8 protein-coding genes are annotated in these 13,493 nt (G+C 70.7%); 1 reads left to right on the top strand and 7 read right to left on the bottom strand.

Annotated features, from left to right (window positions below; all coding sequences use genetic code 11):
* Positions 1–127 precede the first annotated feature (127 nt).
* The 7 genes from MOTC310_RS20065 to secA all read right to left on the bottom strand — a co-directional run bounded on the left by MOTC310_RS20065 (position 128) and on the right by secA (position 12,274).
* Entirely contained in the window at positions 128–1,360 is a 1,233-nt protein-coding gene (locus MOTC310_RS20065; RefSeq protein ID WP_331290008.1) for an MFS transporter, read from the bottom strand.
* A gap of 37 nt (positions 1,361–1,397) precedes the next feature.
* Complete coding sequence (locus MOTC310_RS20060) at positions 1,398–4,004, bottom strand: sensor histidine kinase (RefSeq protein WP_331303063.1); 2,607 nt, start codon at positions 4,002–4,004, stop codon at positions 1,398–1,400.
* A gap of 374 nt (positions 4,005–4,378) precedes the next feature.
* Positions 4,379–5,779, bottom strand: coding sequence for an adenosylhomocysteinase (ahcY, locus tag MOTC310_RS20055; RefSeq protein WP_331290010.1), 1,401 nt, complete (start codon positions 5,777–5,779; stop codon positions 4,379–4,381).
* A 157-nt stretch (positions 5,780–5,936) separates the two neighbouring features.
* The gene (locus tag MOTC310_RS20050) at positions 5,937–6,341 is read right to left on the bottom strand and encodes a CsbD family protein (protein WP_331303062.1); all 405 of its coding nucleotides are present in this window, start codon (positions 6,339–6,341) and stop codon (positions 5,937–5,939) included.
* Positions 6,342–6,646: 305 nt separating this feature from the next.
* Positions 6,647–8,590 (bottom strand): potassium transporter Kup, encoded by a 1,944-nt coding sequence (locus MOTC310_RS20045; protein WP_331303061.1) that lies wholly within the window; start codon positions 8,588–8,590, stop codon positions 6,647–6,649.
* A 113-nt stretch (positions 8,591–8,703) separates the two neighbouring features.
* Positions 8,704–9,375 carry a dethiobiotin synthase gene (gene bioD, locus MOTC310_RS20040; protein ID WP_331303060.1) on the bottom strand — a complete coding sequence of 224 codons (672 nt, stop codon included), beginning with the start codon at positions 9,373–9,375 and terminating at the stop codon, positions 8,704–8,706.
* Between the two features lie 7 nt (positions 9,376–9,382).
* Positions 9,383–12,274 (bottom strand): preprotein translocase subunit SecA, encoded by a 2,892-nt coding sequence (gene secA / locus MOTC310_RS20035; protein WP_331303377.1) that lies wholly within the window; start codon positions 12,272–12,274, stop codon positions 9,383–9,385.
* Between the two features lie 261 nt (positions 12,275–12,535).
* Here secA and MOTC310_RS20030 point away from each other — a divergent pair, with 261 nt between their 5' ends.
* Entirely contained in the window at positions 12,536–13,468 is a 933-nt protein-coding gene (locus tag MOTC310_RS20030; RefSeq protein WP_331303059.1) for a peptidylprolyl isomerase, read from the top strand.
* Positions 13,469–13,493 lie beyond the last annotated feature (25 nt).

Below are 13,493 nucleotides of genomic sequence, written 5' to 3'. Positions count from 1 at the left end.
GCTCGTCCATGCCCCCTCTCCCGTGCGGGAGAGCGGACCCGCGCTCCGTCCGGCGCCGGCTCGCGGAGCTACGATCGCCACCGCGGTCGTCCGGGACGCGTCACGTCCGGAGCCGCGCGACGGCGCGCTAGCCCCGCACCATCAGCCGGTCGCGGGCCTTCAAGGCCGGGAACAGCCGGCCCCAGAGCAGCGCGACCCCGACCGTCGCGACGCCGCCGGCCACCACCGCCGGGACCGCGCCGATCGCGGCGGCGAGCAGCCCCGATTCGAACTCGCCGAGCTCGTTCGAGGCGCCGATGAACACCGTATTCACCGCTGAGACGCGGCCGCGCATCGCGTCCGGCGTCTCGCCCTGCACGAAGGTCTGGCGCACGTAGACCGAGATCATGTCGGCAGCGCCCGTGACGAACAGGCAGGCCATCGAGAGCGGCAGCGACGTCGAGAGCCCGAAGGCGACCGTGGCGGCCCCGAACACCGCGGCGGCGCGGAGCATGCGCACGCCCGCGTGGCGCCGGAGGGGGTAGTTCGCCAGCAGCACCGCCATGGCGACCGCCCCGAAGGCCGGCATGCTCCGGAGCGCGCCGAGGCCGAGGGGACCGACGTGCAGCACCTCCCCGGCGTAGATCGGCAGGAGCGCCGTGGCGCCTCCGAGCAGCACGGTGAACAGGTCGAGGCTGATCGCCCCGAGCACCACCGGCTGCGAGCGGATGTAGTCGATGCCGGCCGAGAGTGCCGCCCAGGTGATCGGTGGCCGCTCGCTCGTCGCCGCCGGCCGGAAGCGGATCAGCAGCGTCAGGAAACTGGCCAGGGCGAAGCTGCCCCCTGCCACGCCGAACACCACGGCGGGGCCGAGGGCGTAGAGGAAGCCGCCGAGCGCCGGACCCATCACGGAGGCGCTCTGCCAGAGGGAGGCGTTCCACGCGATCGCCGAGCTGAATTGCGGTCCGGGCACCAGGGTCGGCAGCAGCGCCTGCAGGGCCGGATTGGCGAAGGCCCGGGCCGTGCCGACGACGATGACGAGCGCGTAGATCGGCCAGACCGAGTGCACGCCCGTGAGGGCGCAGGTGAGGAGACCGAGGCTCGCCGCGCTCTGGAGGGCGAAGGCGGCGGCGCCGACGAGGCGCCGGTCGTAGGCGTCCGCGACGTGGCCGGTGATCAGCGCGCACAGCACCGCCGGCAGGAAGCCCGCGAGGCCCACGAGGCCCAGCGCCAGGGCGGAATGGGTCAGGTCGTAGACGTACCAGCCGATCGCCACCGCCTGCATCTGGTAGGCGAGGCCGGTGAGGAACCGGGCCGAGCCGAACAGGCGGAAATCGCCGATGCCGAAGACGGCCCAGCCGGAACGATCATGCGCGGACATGCACCCTGCTGCGCGGGACCGGCCGAAGAATCAAGCGCTACGGCGACGTTCGCCGGTCGGGTGTCGCGGGTTCCGGCCGGCTCGACTGCAGCGTCAGCGTGGGCTTGCGCGGGGGAGGTGGCGGCGGAGGCGGCGACAGGACGGGCGGCTTGGGTTCGAGCGGCGGCGCGTGCCGGGCCTCGCCCGCGAGGTCGGTCGGAAACGTGCAGGTGACGCGGGTGCCGCTGCCCGGCGCCGTCTCCAGCAGGACCCGGCCCCCGTGCAGCTCGACGAAGGAGCGCACGATCGACAGGCCGAGGCCGACGCCCCGGTGGCGGGTGCCGAGGGTGTGGCTCTCGAAGCGGTTGAACACCGAATCGGCGATCTCGGGCGGCATGCCGCGGCCGTGGTCCCGCACGCTCAGGAGCAGCTCCTGCGCGGTCCGGCGGGCGTGGACCTCCACGCGCTGGCCGGCATCCGAGAAGCCGACGGCGTTCGAGAGCAGGTTGAACAGGATCTGGCGCACCCGCTTCCCGTCGGCGTGGACGCTGCCGATATCCTCGGGCACGTCGAGGGCGAGGGTGATGTGCGATTCCGCGAGCCGGTCCTCGATGCCGCGGACGGCGGCCTCGACGGTGGCCTGGACGTCGACCTCCTCGCGCTGGAGTTCCAGCGAGCCGGCATCGATCGAGGCGAGGTCGAGGATGTCGTTGATGATGACGAGCAGCGCCGCCGAGGAGCGCATGATGTGGTCGGCGTACTCGCGCTGCCGCTCGTTGAGCGCGCCGACGGTCTCGTCGCCGAGGAGCTGGGTGAAGCCGATGATGTTGGTGAGCGGCGAGCGCAGCTCGTAGGAGACGTGGTGCACGAAGGTGTCGCGCAGCTGCGCGGCCTTCTCCAGGGCGTCGTTCTTCTCGGTGAGCGCCCGCTCGACGTTCACGCTCGCCGTGACGTCGATCAGGGTGAGGAGCGTCGCGCCCTCCGGGAGCGGCTGCGCGGCGCAGTCGAGGACCGTGCCGTCCACCACCTCCAGGCGGCACGTCCGGGCGGTGCGCGATTCCAGGCCGACCACCGCGTCCCGGATGTCGAGCCACGGCTCCTCGGCTGGGGCCAGCGCGCGGCAGGCGGCGATGATCGCGTCCACGTGCGGGCGCTCCTCGACCATCTCCGGGTCGAGCCGCCACACGGTGAAGAAGGCGCGGTTGGCGAGGGACAGGCGCCCGTCCGCGCCGAACACGGCCACCGGCTCGGCCAGCGTGTCCAGGGTCTCGGCCTGCAGGCGCCGCAGAGCGTTGTAGCGCGACTCGGCGTTCAGGCGGTCGGAGACGTCGTCGAAGAGGTAAGTGAGGCCGCCCTGCGGGTTCGGATCCGCGACGACGCGCAGCGTCCGGCCGTCGGGCAGGTACCACCAGGTCTGGTTCGCCTCCGCGGCCCGATAGGCGGACAGGACGCCCTGCTTCCAGCCGCGGAAATCCGCGTGCTCCTCGAGCTTCCGCTCCGATCGCAGGTGGTCCAGGATCTCGCCGTCGGACGGGCGGCTGTCGAGGAAGGCCTGGTCGAGGTCCCAGAGCTGCCGGTAGGCGGCGTTGTGGAAGATCAGCCGCTGCGAGACGTCGAACATCGCGACGGCGGTCGGCAGCTGGTCCAGGGTCCGGACATTGGCGTTCATCTGCCGCTGCAGGTCGGCGCGCACGCTCTCGAGTTCCGACACGTCGATGGCGATGCCGACGCGGCCGGTCTCCAGCCCGGTCTCGAACACGTCGAGCATCCGCCGGTTGCCGGCCACGATGGCCGAGAGGCGCGGGACGCTCCGGGTCAGGCCGGCGAACCGGGCCGCCTCCTCGCGGGCGATCGTCTCCCGGGCCGGCCGGTCGAACAGCTCCAGGCCGGCACCGAGGGCGGCCTCGCGGCTCTCCGCCTCGACCGCCGCCACGTAGGCGGCGTTGACCCAGCTCAGCCCGCCGTCGCGGTTGCGCCGCCAGACCGGCTGGGGGATCGCGTCGAGGAGCCCCGAGAGCGCCGCCAGCCCGCGGCGGGTCTCATCCAGGGTCGCGCGCAGGTCGGCGATCTCGCAGCGCTCCTGGCTGGTCTCGCGCAGGCGCAGGAGGGCGCGCCCCGCCACGGCCTGCCCGTGGGCCTCGATGTTGCGGCCGGTCTGGCTCCGCAGGCTCAGCGCGAAGCTGGTGCCGCGCGCCCGCAGGGTCTCCACGGCGGCCTCGACCGCGGTGGCATCGGCGGCGACGAGCCACGTCCCGAACGCCAGGACCCGGCGGGCATAGCCGGAGGTCGGCCGCTCGCCGTGGATCGCGAGGCTGATGTCGCCCTCGACCACCGGCTCGCTCCGCTGATCCCAGGTCACGATGATCTGCCGCTCGGCGTTCAGGAGCATCTCGGCCCGGTCATGGGCGCCGCGCAGGACGTCGAGGGTCGCGGCGAGCTCGCGCTCGCGGCGGGTCCACCGGCCGCGCTCGTAGAGGTGGAGGAGCGACAGGATCACCGCGAAGGCCACGAGCCCGCCGAAGATCGCCAGGGCGGCCACGCTGTGGATCTCCCGCGCGGGATGCGCGGCGGCGGCCTCCGGCAGCTCGGCGAAGGCCGCGCTCGCCGTCGTCAGGGCGAGTGCGCCCACGCCGATCCGAACGTGTGTCGCACGACCGACACGCATGGTTTGCCCCGCCCCGGTACCCGATGGCGGTTCGACCGGCGCGCGTCGCCGCGCGGCGCAGAACGCACCGTTCCCGCGGCGATTCTCCCGAACTGCCGCAGCCCCATCGATCTAAGATTCGCCCGCACTCTACAGTGCGGCGGAATCGCCCCGGAAGGGGAACGAAGCGTGGCTTTGGGCGAAGTCGGCATCATCAGCCGTTAACGACACACAGAAGACACAGTTCGAATTAGCCGACGGCGCTTGACAAACGAGAAAGGCCCGGCGCAGCGCGCCGGGCCTTCGGGTCCGTCGACCGAACCGCTCCGCCGGATCGCGGCTGCGCGGTGCCGGCTCCCTGACAGGAGGCCGACCGCGTCGCCCGCGACCCGGGCTCAGTAGCGGTAGTGCTCGGGCTTGAACGGGCCGTTCTCGGAGACGCCGATATAGGCGGCCTGGTCGGGGCGGAGCTTCGAGAGCTTCACGCCGATCTTCTCCAGGTGCAGGGCCGCGACCTTCTCGTCGAGGCTCTTCGGCAGGGTGTAGACCTGCTTCTGGTACTTGCCCGGGTTGGACCAGAGCTCGATCTGGGCCAGCGTCTGGTTCGTGAACGAGGCCGACATCACGAAGGACGGGTGACCGGTGGCGTTGCCGAGGTTCACCAAGCGTCCCTCCGACAGGAGGATGATGCGGTGGCCGTCCGCGAAGGTGATCTCGTCCACCTGCGGCTTGATGTTCGACCACTTGAGGTTCTTCAGGCCGGCGACCTGAATCTCGTTGTCGAAGTGGCCGATGTTGCAGACGATCGCCCGGTCCTTCATCGCCCGCATGTGGTCGATGGTGATGATGTCCTTGTTGCCCGTGGCGGTGACGAAGATGTCGGCGCGCGGGGCCGCATCCTCCATGGTCACGACCTCGTAGCCCTCCATGGCGGCCTGGAGCGCGCAGATCGGGTCGATCTCCGACACGAGCACGCGGCAGCCGGCGTTTCGCAGGGACGCGGCCGAACCCTTGCCCACGTCGCCGAAGCCCGCGACCATCGCGACCTTGCCGGCCATCATCACGTCGGTGCCGCGGCGGATGCCGTCGACCAGCGACTCCTTGCAGCCGTACAGGTTGTCGAACTTCGACTTGGTGACCGAGTCGTTCACGTTGATGGCCGGGAAGAGCAGCTTGCCCTCCTTGGCCAGCACGTAGAGGCGGTGGACGCCCGTGGTCGTCTCCTCGGAGACGCCCTTGATGCTGTCGGCGAGGCCCGCGAACCAGCCCTTCGGCTTCTCGGCGAGCTTGCGCTTGAGCAGCGCGAAGAAGACCTCCTCCTCCTCGCTGGCCGGCTTGTCGAGGAAGGCGGTGTCGCCGTTCTCGGCGCGCAGGCCCAGATGGACGAACATGGTCGCGTCGCCGCCGTCGTCGAGGATCATGTTCGGCATGCCGCCGTCGTGCCAGTCGAACAGGCGCGAGGTGTAGTCCCAGTACTCCTCCAGGGTCTCGCCCTTCACGGCGAAGACCGGGATGCCGGCGGCCGCGATGGCGGCGGCGGCGTGGTCCTGGGTCGAGTAGATGTTGCACGAGACCCAGCGGATGTCGGCGCCCAGCGCCTTGAGGGTCTCGATCAGGACGGCGGTCTGGATCGTCATGTGGAGCGACCCGGCGATCTTCGCGCCCTTCAGGGGCTGCGCCGCGCCGTACTCCTCACGGACCGCCATCAGGCCCGGCATCTCCGTCTCGGCGATCGAGATCTCCTTCCGGCCGTAATCGGCCAGCCCGATATCCTTGACGATGTAATCCTTGGCCATGAGTCGATGGCTCCGTGTTCGCGTTTCGGGTCGGGGCAACCCCTACCACCGCGCGTCCTACGAAGCAATCAAGACATAAAGATGTCTTTATGCGTTCTCGTTGGCGGGGCGGCCGCGCGAGCGCCCGCCCCGCTTCCGGCAAGGGCCGGTCCGCCGCTCAGCGGCTCGGCCGCGCCAGCCACCCGAGGCCGAATGCGACGGCCGCCACGAGGGCGAGGGTCGTGCCGCGGTTCTCGTCCGCGCGCGCCGCGAGCGTCCGTCCGTGGCGCACCGCGCGCTCGCGGTAATGCTGGCCGCGCTCGAGCGCCTCGTCCGCCAGGGCGTGCCCGCGCGCGCCGGCGTCGCGGAACCGGGTGCGGCCTTCCTCGAGGAGGTTCTCGCCGCCGTGGCGCAGGTCGCGGACCCTGTCCCGGGCCTCGCCGTAGGCGTACTGGGCGGCGCCGGCGGCCTGATCGTAGGCGCCGTCGAACTGGTCGCCGGCCCGGCCGCGGACCGCGCCCGTCGCCGTCTTGATCCGGCCGCGCAGATGGCGGACGCCGCCCTCGAGATGATCCCTGTTCATGCTGTCTCTCCAATCCGGCGGGCGCCCCAGGGGCGCCGCCTGCGTCGGGGCGGAACGGTGGCGGGAGCCGACGGTTCCAGGCGGTCCGGCGACGCGGCCTCAAGTTTTCGTGCTTCGTCCCGACCGGCACCGGAAGCAGGTCCGGAGCGGCGGGAGGTCCACGAGCGCTGTCGCGTTGATCGCGGGCGGAGGGGGAATGCACAGCGCCGGGCTCCGACCCGCTCATCTCTCGGCGCGATTCGGCCTGTTCTCGAGCGCCTCGCGGCGGAGACTTGCCGGGGCGCGGAGATGTCTCGGGCGCAGGCCTAGATCTCGATCTCGGTGCCGACCTCGACGACCTGCCGGGTCGGCACGCCGAAGAAGGCGCCGGTGCGCTCGGCATTGCGCTGCATGAAGGCGAACAGGTTCTCCCGCCAGGGCGCCATACCCCGCTCGTTCCGTCGCGGGATGATCGTCTCGTGCCCGACGAAGATCGTCATGTCGTCCAGGACGTGCGGCGGCAGGTGGCGCGATTCGACCGCGCAGGCCAACCCTTCCGGGATCGAGGCCTCCTCCATGAAGCCGTAGCGCAGGATCACCCGGTAGAAATCCGGCGCCAGGATCGTCACGTGGGCGCGCTGATCCCGCGGTACGGTCGGCGTCTCCTCGTAGAGCGCCGTGATGATCAGGATGCGCTCCATCAGGGCGTGGTTGCGCTCCACGAATCGCGAGAGATGCAGCGGGATGCCGTGCTCGGCCGCCGAGAGGAACGCGGCCGTGCCCGGGAGGCGCAGCAGGTCGCGATGCTGGAGGCCGGCGAGGAAGACGTCCTCCGGCAGGCGCAGGGCGGCCCGGGCCTCCTCGACCAGTTCGTTCCCCTTCTTCCAGGTCAGCATCATCGCGGCGACCGCGCCGGCGAGCACCAGGGGAAACCAGCCGCCCTCCAGGATCTTTACGCTGTTGGCGGCGAAGAACACGAGGTCGATGACGAGGAAGAAGCCATTGACCGCGACGATCAGGACCGGGTTGTAGCCCCACCGGAGCGCGATCAGCGCGGCGAGCAGCGTGGTGATGCCCATCAGCATCGACACCGCGATGCCGTAGGCGCCGGCCAGGGCGTCGGAGGAGCCGAACACCACCACGGCCGTCAGCGTCGCGGCGGCGAGAAGCCAGTTCACCGCCGGCACGTAGATCTGGCCGCGCTCCTCGTGCGCCGTCTGGACGATGCGCATGGCCGGCAGGAAGCCGAGCTGAACCGATTGCTGGGTCAGCGAGAACACGCCCGAGATGATCGCCTGCGAGGCGATGATGGTCGCCATCGTGGCCAGCGCGATGAGCGGCAGATGGCCCCAGTCGGGGCAGAGGCGGAAGAACGGGTTCTCCAGGGCGTCGGGCGCGGCGATCAGCAGGGCCCCCTGGCCGAAATAGTTGAGTACCAGCGCCGGCAGCACGAGGGCGAACCACGCGGCGCGGATCGGCAGGGCGCCGAAATGGCCGAGATCGGCGTACATCGCCTCGCCGCCGGTCACCGCCAGGAAGGCCGCGCCCAGCATCGCGAAGCTGACGTGCCAGCCGGCATGAAGCATGAAGTCCACGGCCCGGAACGGGTTGGCCGCCGCCAGGATCGCGGGCGTGGCGACGATGCCGGCGATCCCGAGCAGCCCCAGGACGACGAACCAGACGAGCATGACGGGTCCGAACACCCGGCCGATGGCGGCCACACCCTTGTGCTGGACGAGGAACAGCCCGACCAGGATCACCAGCGTGATCGGCACCACGTACGAGCCCAGACCCGGCGCGTCGACCTTCAGGCCCTCGATCGCCGACAGGACCGAGATCGCCGGCGTGATCGCGCCGTCGCCGTAGAGCAGCGCCGCCCCCACCAGCCCGACCACCAGCAGCAGCGCCTTCCACGTGCCCGGCCGGGCCTGACGGGCGCCGAGCAGCGCCAGCATGGCGACGATGCCGCCCTCGCCGCGATTGTCCGCGCGCAGGATCAGCACCGCGTATTTCAGCGACACGATCAGGATCAGCGACCACAGGATCAGCGAGACCGCGCCGGTGGCCGCCGCCGGCACCGCGGCGCCGCCGGCCGTCGCCGCCTTCACGGCCTCCTTGAACGCGTAGAGCGGGCTCGTGCCGATGTCGCCGTACACGACGCCCAGCGCGCCCAGGACGAGGGCCGGTCGGAGCCGGTCGCGCGCCGCTCCGGCATCGACCGGCCCGGGCTGGGATCGGGGACTCGCCGCCGGCGCAAGGGTCTGACTCACCGCAGGGCTCCCCAGGGCACTGCCCGGCCCGAACGATTCGGGCGCCGGGTGCGACGCCGCAGCGCTTAAGCTAGGGGCACCGGCCGCGCCGTCCAGCAACGGCGCGCCGGCGCTCAGATCAGCCCGGCCAGTTCCTCCGGGCAGGCATCGCCGCGGCGCAGGCAGAAGACGGGCGCGCCGGCGTGCCGGGCGATCGCGGCGGCGACGGTCGCGACGGGCGCCGGTGCGCCCGGGCTCTCGCTGACCGCCACGGCGCGCAGCTTCACGCCGTGGAAGCGCAGGGTCTCGCAGGCGGTGAGCGCGTGGCTGATCGCCCCGAGATAGCTCCCGGATACCAGCAGCGCCGGGAGGCCGAGGGCCCGGAGCCAGTCGAGCCCGGTGGCGGTCTCGGTGACCGGGCTCATGAGGCCGCCGACACCCTCGATGAGCAGCGTGCCCTCGGCGCGGGCGATCTCATCCCGGCACCAGCCGACGAGGTCGGCGAGGTCCAGCGACCGCCCCTCCAGCACGGCGGCCTGATCGGGCGAGAGCGGCGCCGCGAAACGCCAGGGGGAGCAGGCCTCCACGGCCTCCTCGTCCAGGGCCAGGCCCTGGGCGTCCAGCAGCCGGGCTGTGTCGCTCTCGATGAAGCCGGGATCGCTCAGCGGCGGGACACCGCTGGCGAGCGGCTTGACCGTCCGGACCGCCCGGCCCTGCGCCCGCAGGCGGCGGGTCAGGGCGGCGGTGACGTAGGTCTTGCCGATCTCTGTGCCGGCCCCGGCGATGAACAGCGCCCGCGCGGGCATCCCGGCCTCAGGCCTGCAGGCTGCCGTGGCAGTGCTTGTACTTCTTGCCCGATCCGCAGGGGCACGGCTCGTTGCGCCCGACGCGGCCCCAGGTGGTCGCGTCGTTCGGGTCGCGCTCCAGCACGGCGCCGTCCGCCGCGAGACCCTGCGCGGCGAAGCCGTAGGCCGGCCCCCCGCCGCCGTCGCTGCCCGAGCCGAGGCCGGCGTAGTCCATCTCGTTCTCGCCGGTGACCGGGTCGAGATGCTGGGCGAACATCGGCGGCAGCGCCGGACCGCCGGGCGGGTACTCCTCCTGCGGCTCCTGCATCATGATCTCGACCCGCGAGAGCTGCGCGGTCACCTGCTCGCGCAGGGCGGTCACGAGCCCGTTGAACAGGTCGAACGCCTCGGACTTGTACTCGTTCAGCGGGTCCCGCTGGGCGAAGCCGCGCCAGCCGATCACCTGCCGGAGGTGGTCCAGCGTCACGAGGTGCTCGCGCCAGAGGTGGTCGAGCGTCTGCAGGAGGACCTGCTTCTCGATATAGGCCGTCACTTCGGCGCCGTTCTTCTCGGTCCGCTCGGCGTAGGCGGTCTCGGCCGCCTTGAGCAGGCGCTCGCGCATCTCCTCGTCGGCGATGCCCTCCTCCTTGGCCCAGTCCTCGACCGGCACGTCGAGATTCAGGATCTCCTTCACCTGATCGCGCAGGCCGGTGACGTCCCACTGCTCGGCGTAGGCGTTCTCGGGAATGTGGCGCGCGACGAGATCGTCGATCACGCCCTCGCGCATCTCGTCCACGGTCTCCCGGACGCTGTCCTGGCCCATGAAGTCGCGGCGCTGCTCGAACACGACCTTGCGCTGGTCGTTCATGACGTTGTCGTACTTGAGCACGTTCTTGCGCATGTCGAAGTTGCGCGCCTCGACCTTCTGCTGCGCCTTCTCGATCGCCTTGTTGATCCAGGGGTGGATGATCGCCTCGCCCTGCTCCAGGCCGAGCTTCTGCAGCATCCCGTCCATGCGGTCGGAGCCGAAGATCCGCATCAGGTCGTCCTGAAGCGACAGGTAGAACTTCGAGCGGCCGGGATCGCCCTGGCGGCCGGAGCGACCGCGGAGCTGGTTGTCGATGCGCCGCGATTCGTGGCGCTCGGTGCCGATGATGTAGAGGCCGCCGGGCAGCGCCTTCTTGCGGCCCGCCTCCGGGTCGGCCGGCTCGCCGGAGGCCAGCACCTTGGCGCGGTTCTCGGCGATCTCCTGCTTGATCGCCGCGATCGCCGCGTCGCGCTCCGGCCCGTCCGCGAGGTGGCCGAGCTCCTTCTCGATTCGCATCTCGAGGTTGCCGCCGAGTTTGATGTCGGTGCCGCGGCCGGCCATGTTGGTGGCGATGGTGATCGCGCCCGGCACGCCCGCCTCGGCCACGATGTAGGCCTCCTGCTCGTGGAAGCGCGCGTTCAGCACGGCGAAGCGCTTGGTGACCCGGCCCTCGCGGGCGGCGGCGTAGACGTCGGTCAGCGCGTTCGGGTCGGAGTAGTCGAGCAGGCTGTAGCCGGCCTTCTTGAGCATCTCGGCGAGGTGCTCCGACTTCTCGATCGAGCCGGTACCGACCAGGATCGGCTGGTGGCGCGCGTGCGCCTTGTCGATCTCGGCGATGATGCCCTCGTACTTCTCGCCGACGGTGCGGTAGACCTCGTCGTCCTCGTCGACGCGCTCGACCTCCTTGTTGGTCGGGATGTCGACCACGTCGAGCTTGTAGATCTCGGCGAACTCGTCGGCCTCGGTGGAGGCGGTGCCGGTCATGCCGGCGAGCTTCTTGTACAGGCGGAAGTAGTTCTGGAAGGTGATCGAGGCGAGCGTCTGGTTCTCGGGCTGGATCGTGACCCGCTCCTTGGCCTCGAGCGCCTGGTGGAGCCCCTCCGAGTAGCGCCGGCCCTGCATCATGCGGCCGGTGAACTCGTCGATGATCACCACCTCGTCGTTCTTGACGATGTAGTCCTTGTCGCGGGTGAACAGCGTGTGGGCCCGCAGGGCCTGATTCACGTGGTGAACCAGCGTGACGTTGTGGGCGTCGTAGAGGTCACCCTCCTTCAGGAGGCCCGCCTCGCGCATCGCCTCCTCGATGAACTCGTTGCCCTCCTCCGTCAGCGACACGGTGCGCTGCTTCTCGTCGAGGTCGTAGAACTCCTTGCGCAGGCGCGGCATCAGCGCGTCGACCGACACGTAGAGTTCCGACCGGTCATCCACCGGGCCGGAGATGATCAGCGGCGTGCGCGCCTCGTCGATCAGGATCGAATCGACCTCGTCGACGATCGCGAAGTTGTGCCCCCGCTGCGCCAGCTGGGACATCTCGTACTTCATGTTGTCGCGCAGGTAGTCGAACCCGTACTCGTTGTTGGTGCCGTAGGTGATGTCGCAGGCGTAGGCGTCCTTGCGCTGCGCGTCGTCGAGCCCGTGGACGATGGTGCCGACGGACAGGCCCAGGAACCGGTAGACCTGGCCCATCCACTCGGCGTCGCGGGAGGCGAGGTAGTCGTTCACGGTGACGACGTGGACGCCCTTGCCCTCCAGGGCGTTGAGGTAGACCGGCAGCGTCGCCACCAGGGTCTTGCCCTCGCCGGTCTTCATCTCGGCGATCCCGCCCTCGTGGAGCACCATGCCGCCGATGAGCTGCACGTCGAAGTGGCGCTGTCCGAAGACGCGCTTGGCCGCCTCGCGCACCGTGGCGAAGGCCGGCACGAGGATGTCGTCGAGGCTCTTGCCGGCGGCGAGCTCGGCCTTCAGCATGTCGGTGCGGGCGCGCAGGGCCTCGTCCGAGAGGGCCTGGATCTCCGGTTCCAGCGCGTTGATCTGCGCGACGCGGGGGCGGTAGCCCTTGACGCGGCGGTCGTTGGAGGAGCCGAAAATCTTCTTGGCGATGGAGCCGAGCATCATAGACCTGCGGACGCGCGAGCCCGCCCACGGGTGAGCGTGGCGGGCCGGCCTGGGCGGAGTTGGCCGGGCTTATAGAGGTAAACATCGCCCGGCGCACCTGGAAGGGGCAGCCCTCAACGCGCGCCGGTACGGTCACGGTTCCGGCATCGGTGAAATGGCCGCGCTTGCCTTCTCGCCCGACGCGGGCCACCTGTGCCGCGGCGCGCCGCCCGGCCCATCCGGCGCGACGCCGAGACGTGAGCCGAGGACTTCGCCCGTATGCCGAACACCGCCCTTCTCCGGCGCGTCAGCGCGCTCGCCGTCATGATCGCGATGCCGGGTCTGGCGCTGGCCCAGGCACCCCAGAAGGCCCCGACGCCGGCCGCCAACACCCCGGCCGCCAACACCCCGGCCGCCGCCGCGAGCCCGGCCGCCGCGCCGAGCACGGATTCGGTCGTGGCGAGCGTGAACGGCAAGCCGATCACGCAGGGCGACCTCGCCATCGCGGCCGACGACCCGGCCCTGTCGCTGCCCGGCGTCGACGAGGCCCAGAAGAAGAACCTGCTGGTCGACTACATGGTCGACCTCCGCGTCGGCGCGCAGGCGGCCGAGGCCGCCAAGATCGGCGACACGCCGGAGTTCAAGCGCAAGCTCGCCTATTTCCGCGACAAGCTCCTGCTCGACGATTACCTGGAGCAGGAGGCCAAGCGCGCGGTGACGCCCGAGGCGGAGCACGCGATCTACGACCAGACCGTCAAGCTGATGAAGCCCGAGGAGGAGGTGCACGCCCGCCACATCCTCGTCGACAACGAGGCCGAGGCCAAGAAGATCGCCGCGCGCATCAAGGGCGGTGAGGATTTCGCCAAGGTCGCCGCCGAGGCGTCGAAGGATCCGGGCTCGAAGGCCGAGGGCGGCGATCTCGGCTGGTTCACCAAGGAGCGGATGGTCCCGGACTTCGCCAACGCCGCCTTCGCGATGAAGGCTGGCCAGATCTCCGACCCGATCAAGACCCAGTTCGGCTGGCACGTGATCAAGGTCGAGGAGAAGCGGACCAAGCCGCAACCGACCTTCGACGAGCTGAAGGAGCAGATCGACCAGCACCTGATCCGCAAGTCGCAGCAGGACATGATCCTGAAGCTCCGCTCGGAGGCCAAGATCGAGCGCACCGACGCGCCGCCGGCCGCTCAGGCCGCGCCCGAGCCGAAGAAGTAGCGGTCAGAGCCCGACCGGCGCGGCC

The organism is Methylobacterium oryzae (genome assembly GCF_036441375.1).
In the GTDB taxonomy this organism is placed as follows: Bacteria; Pseudomonadota; Alphaproteobacteria; order Rhizobiales; family Beijerinckiaceae; genus Methylobacterium; species Methylobacterium oryzae_A.
The sequence above is the reverse complement of the archived record's forward strand: the minus strand, read 5'-3'. Positions and strand labels throughout refer to the sequence as shown.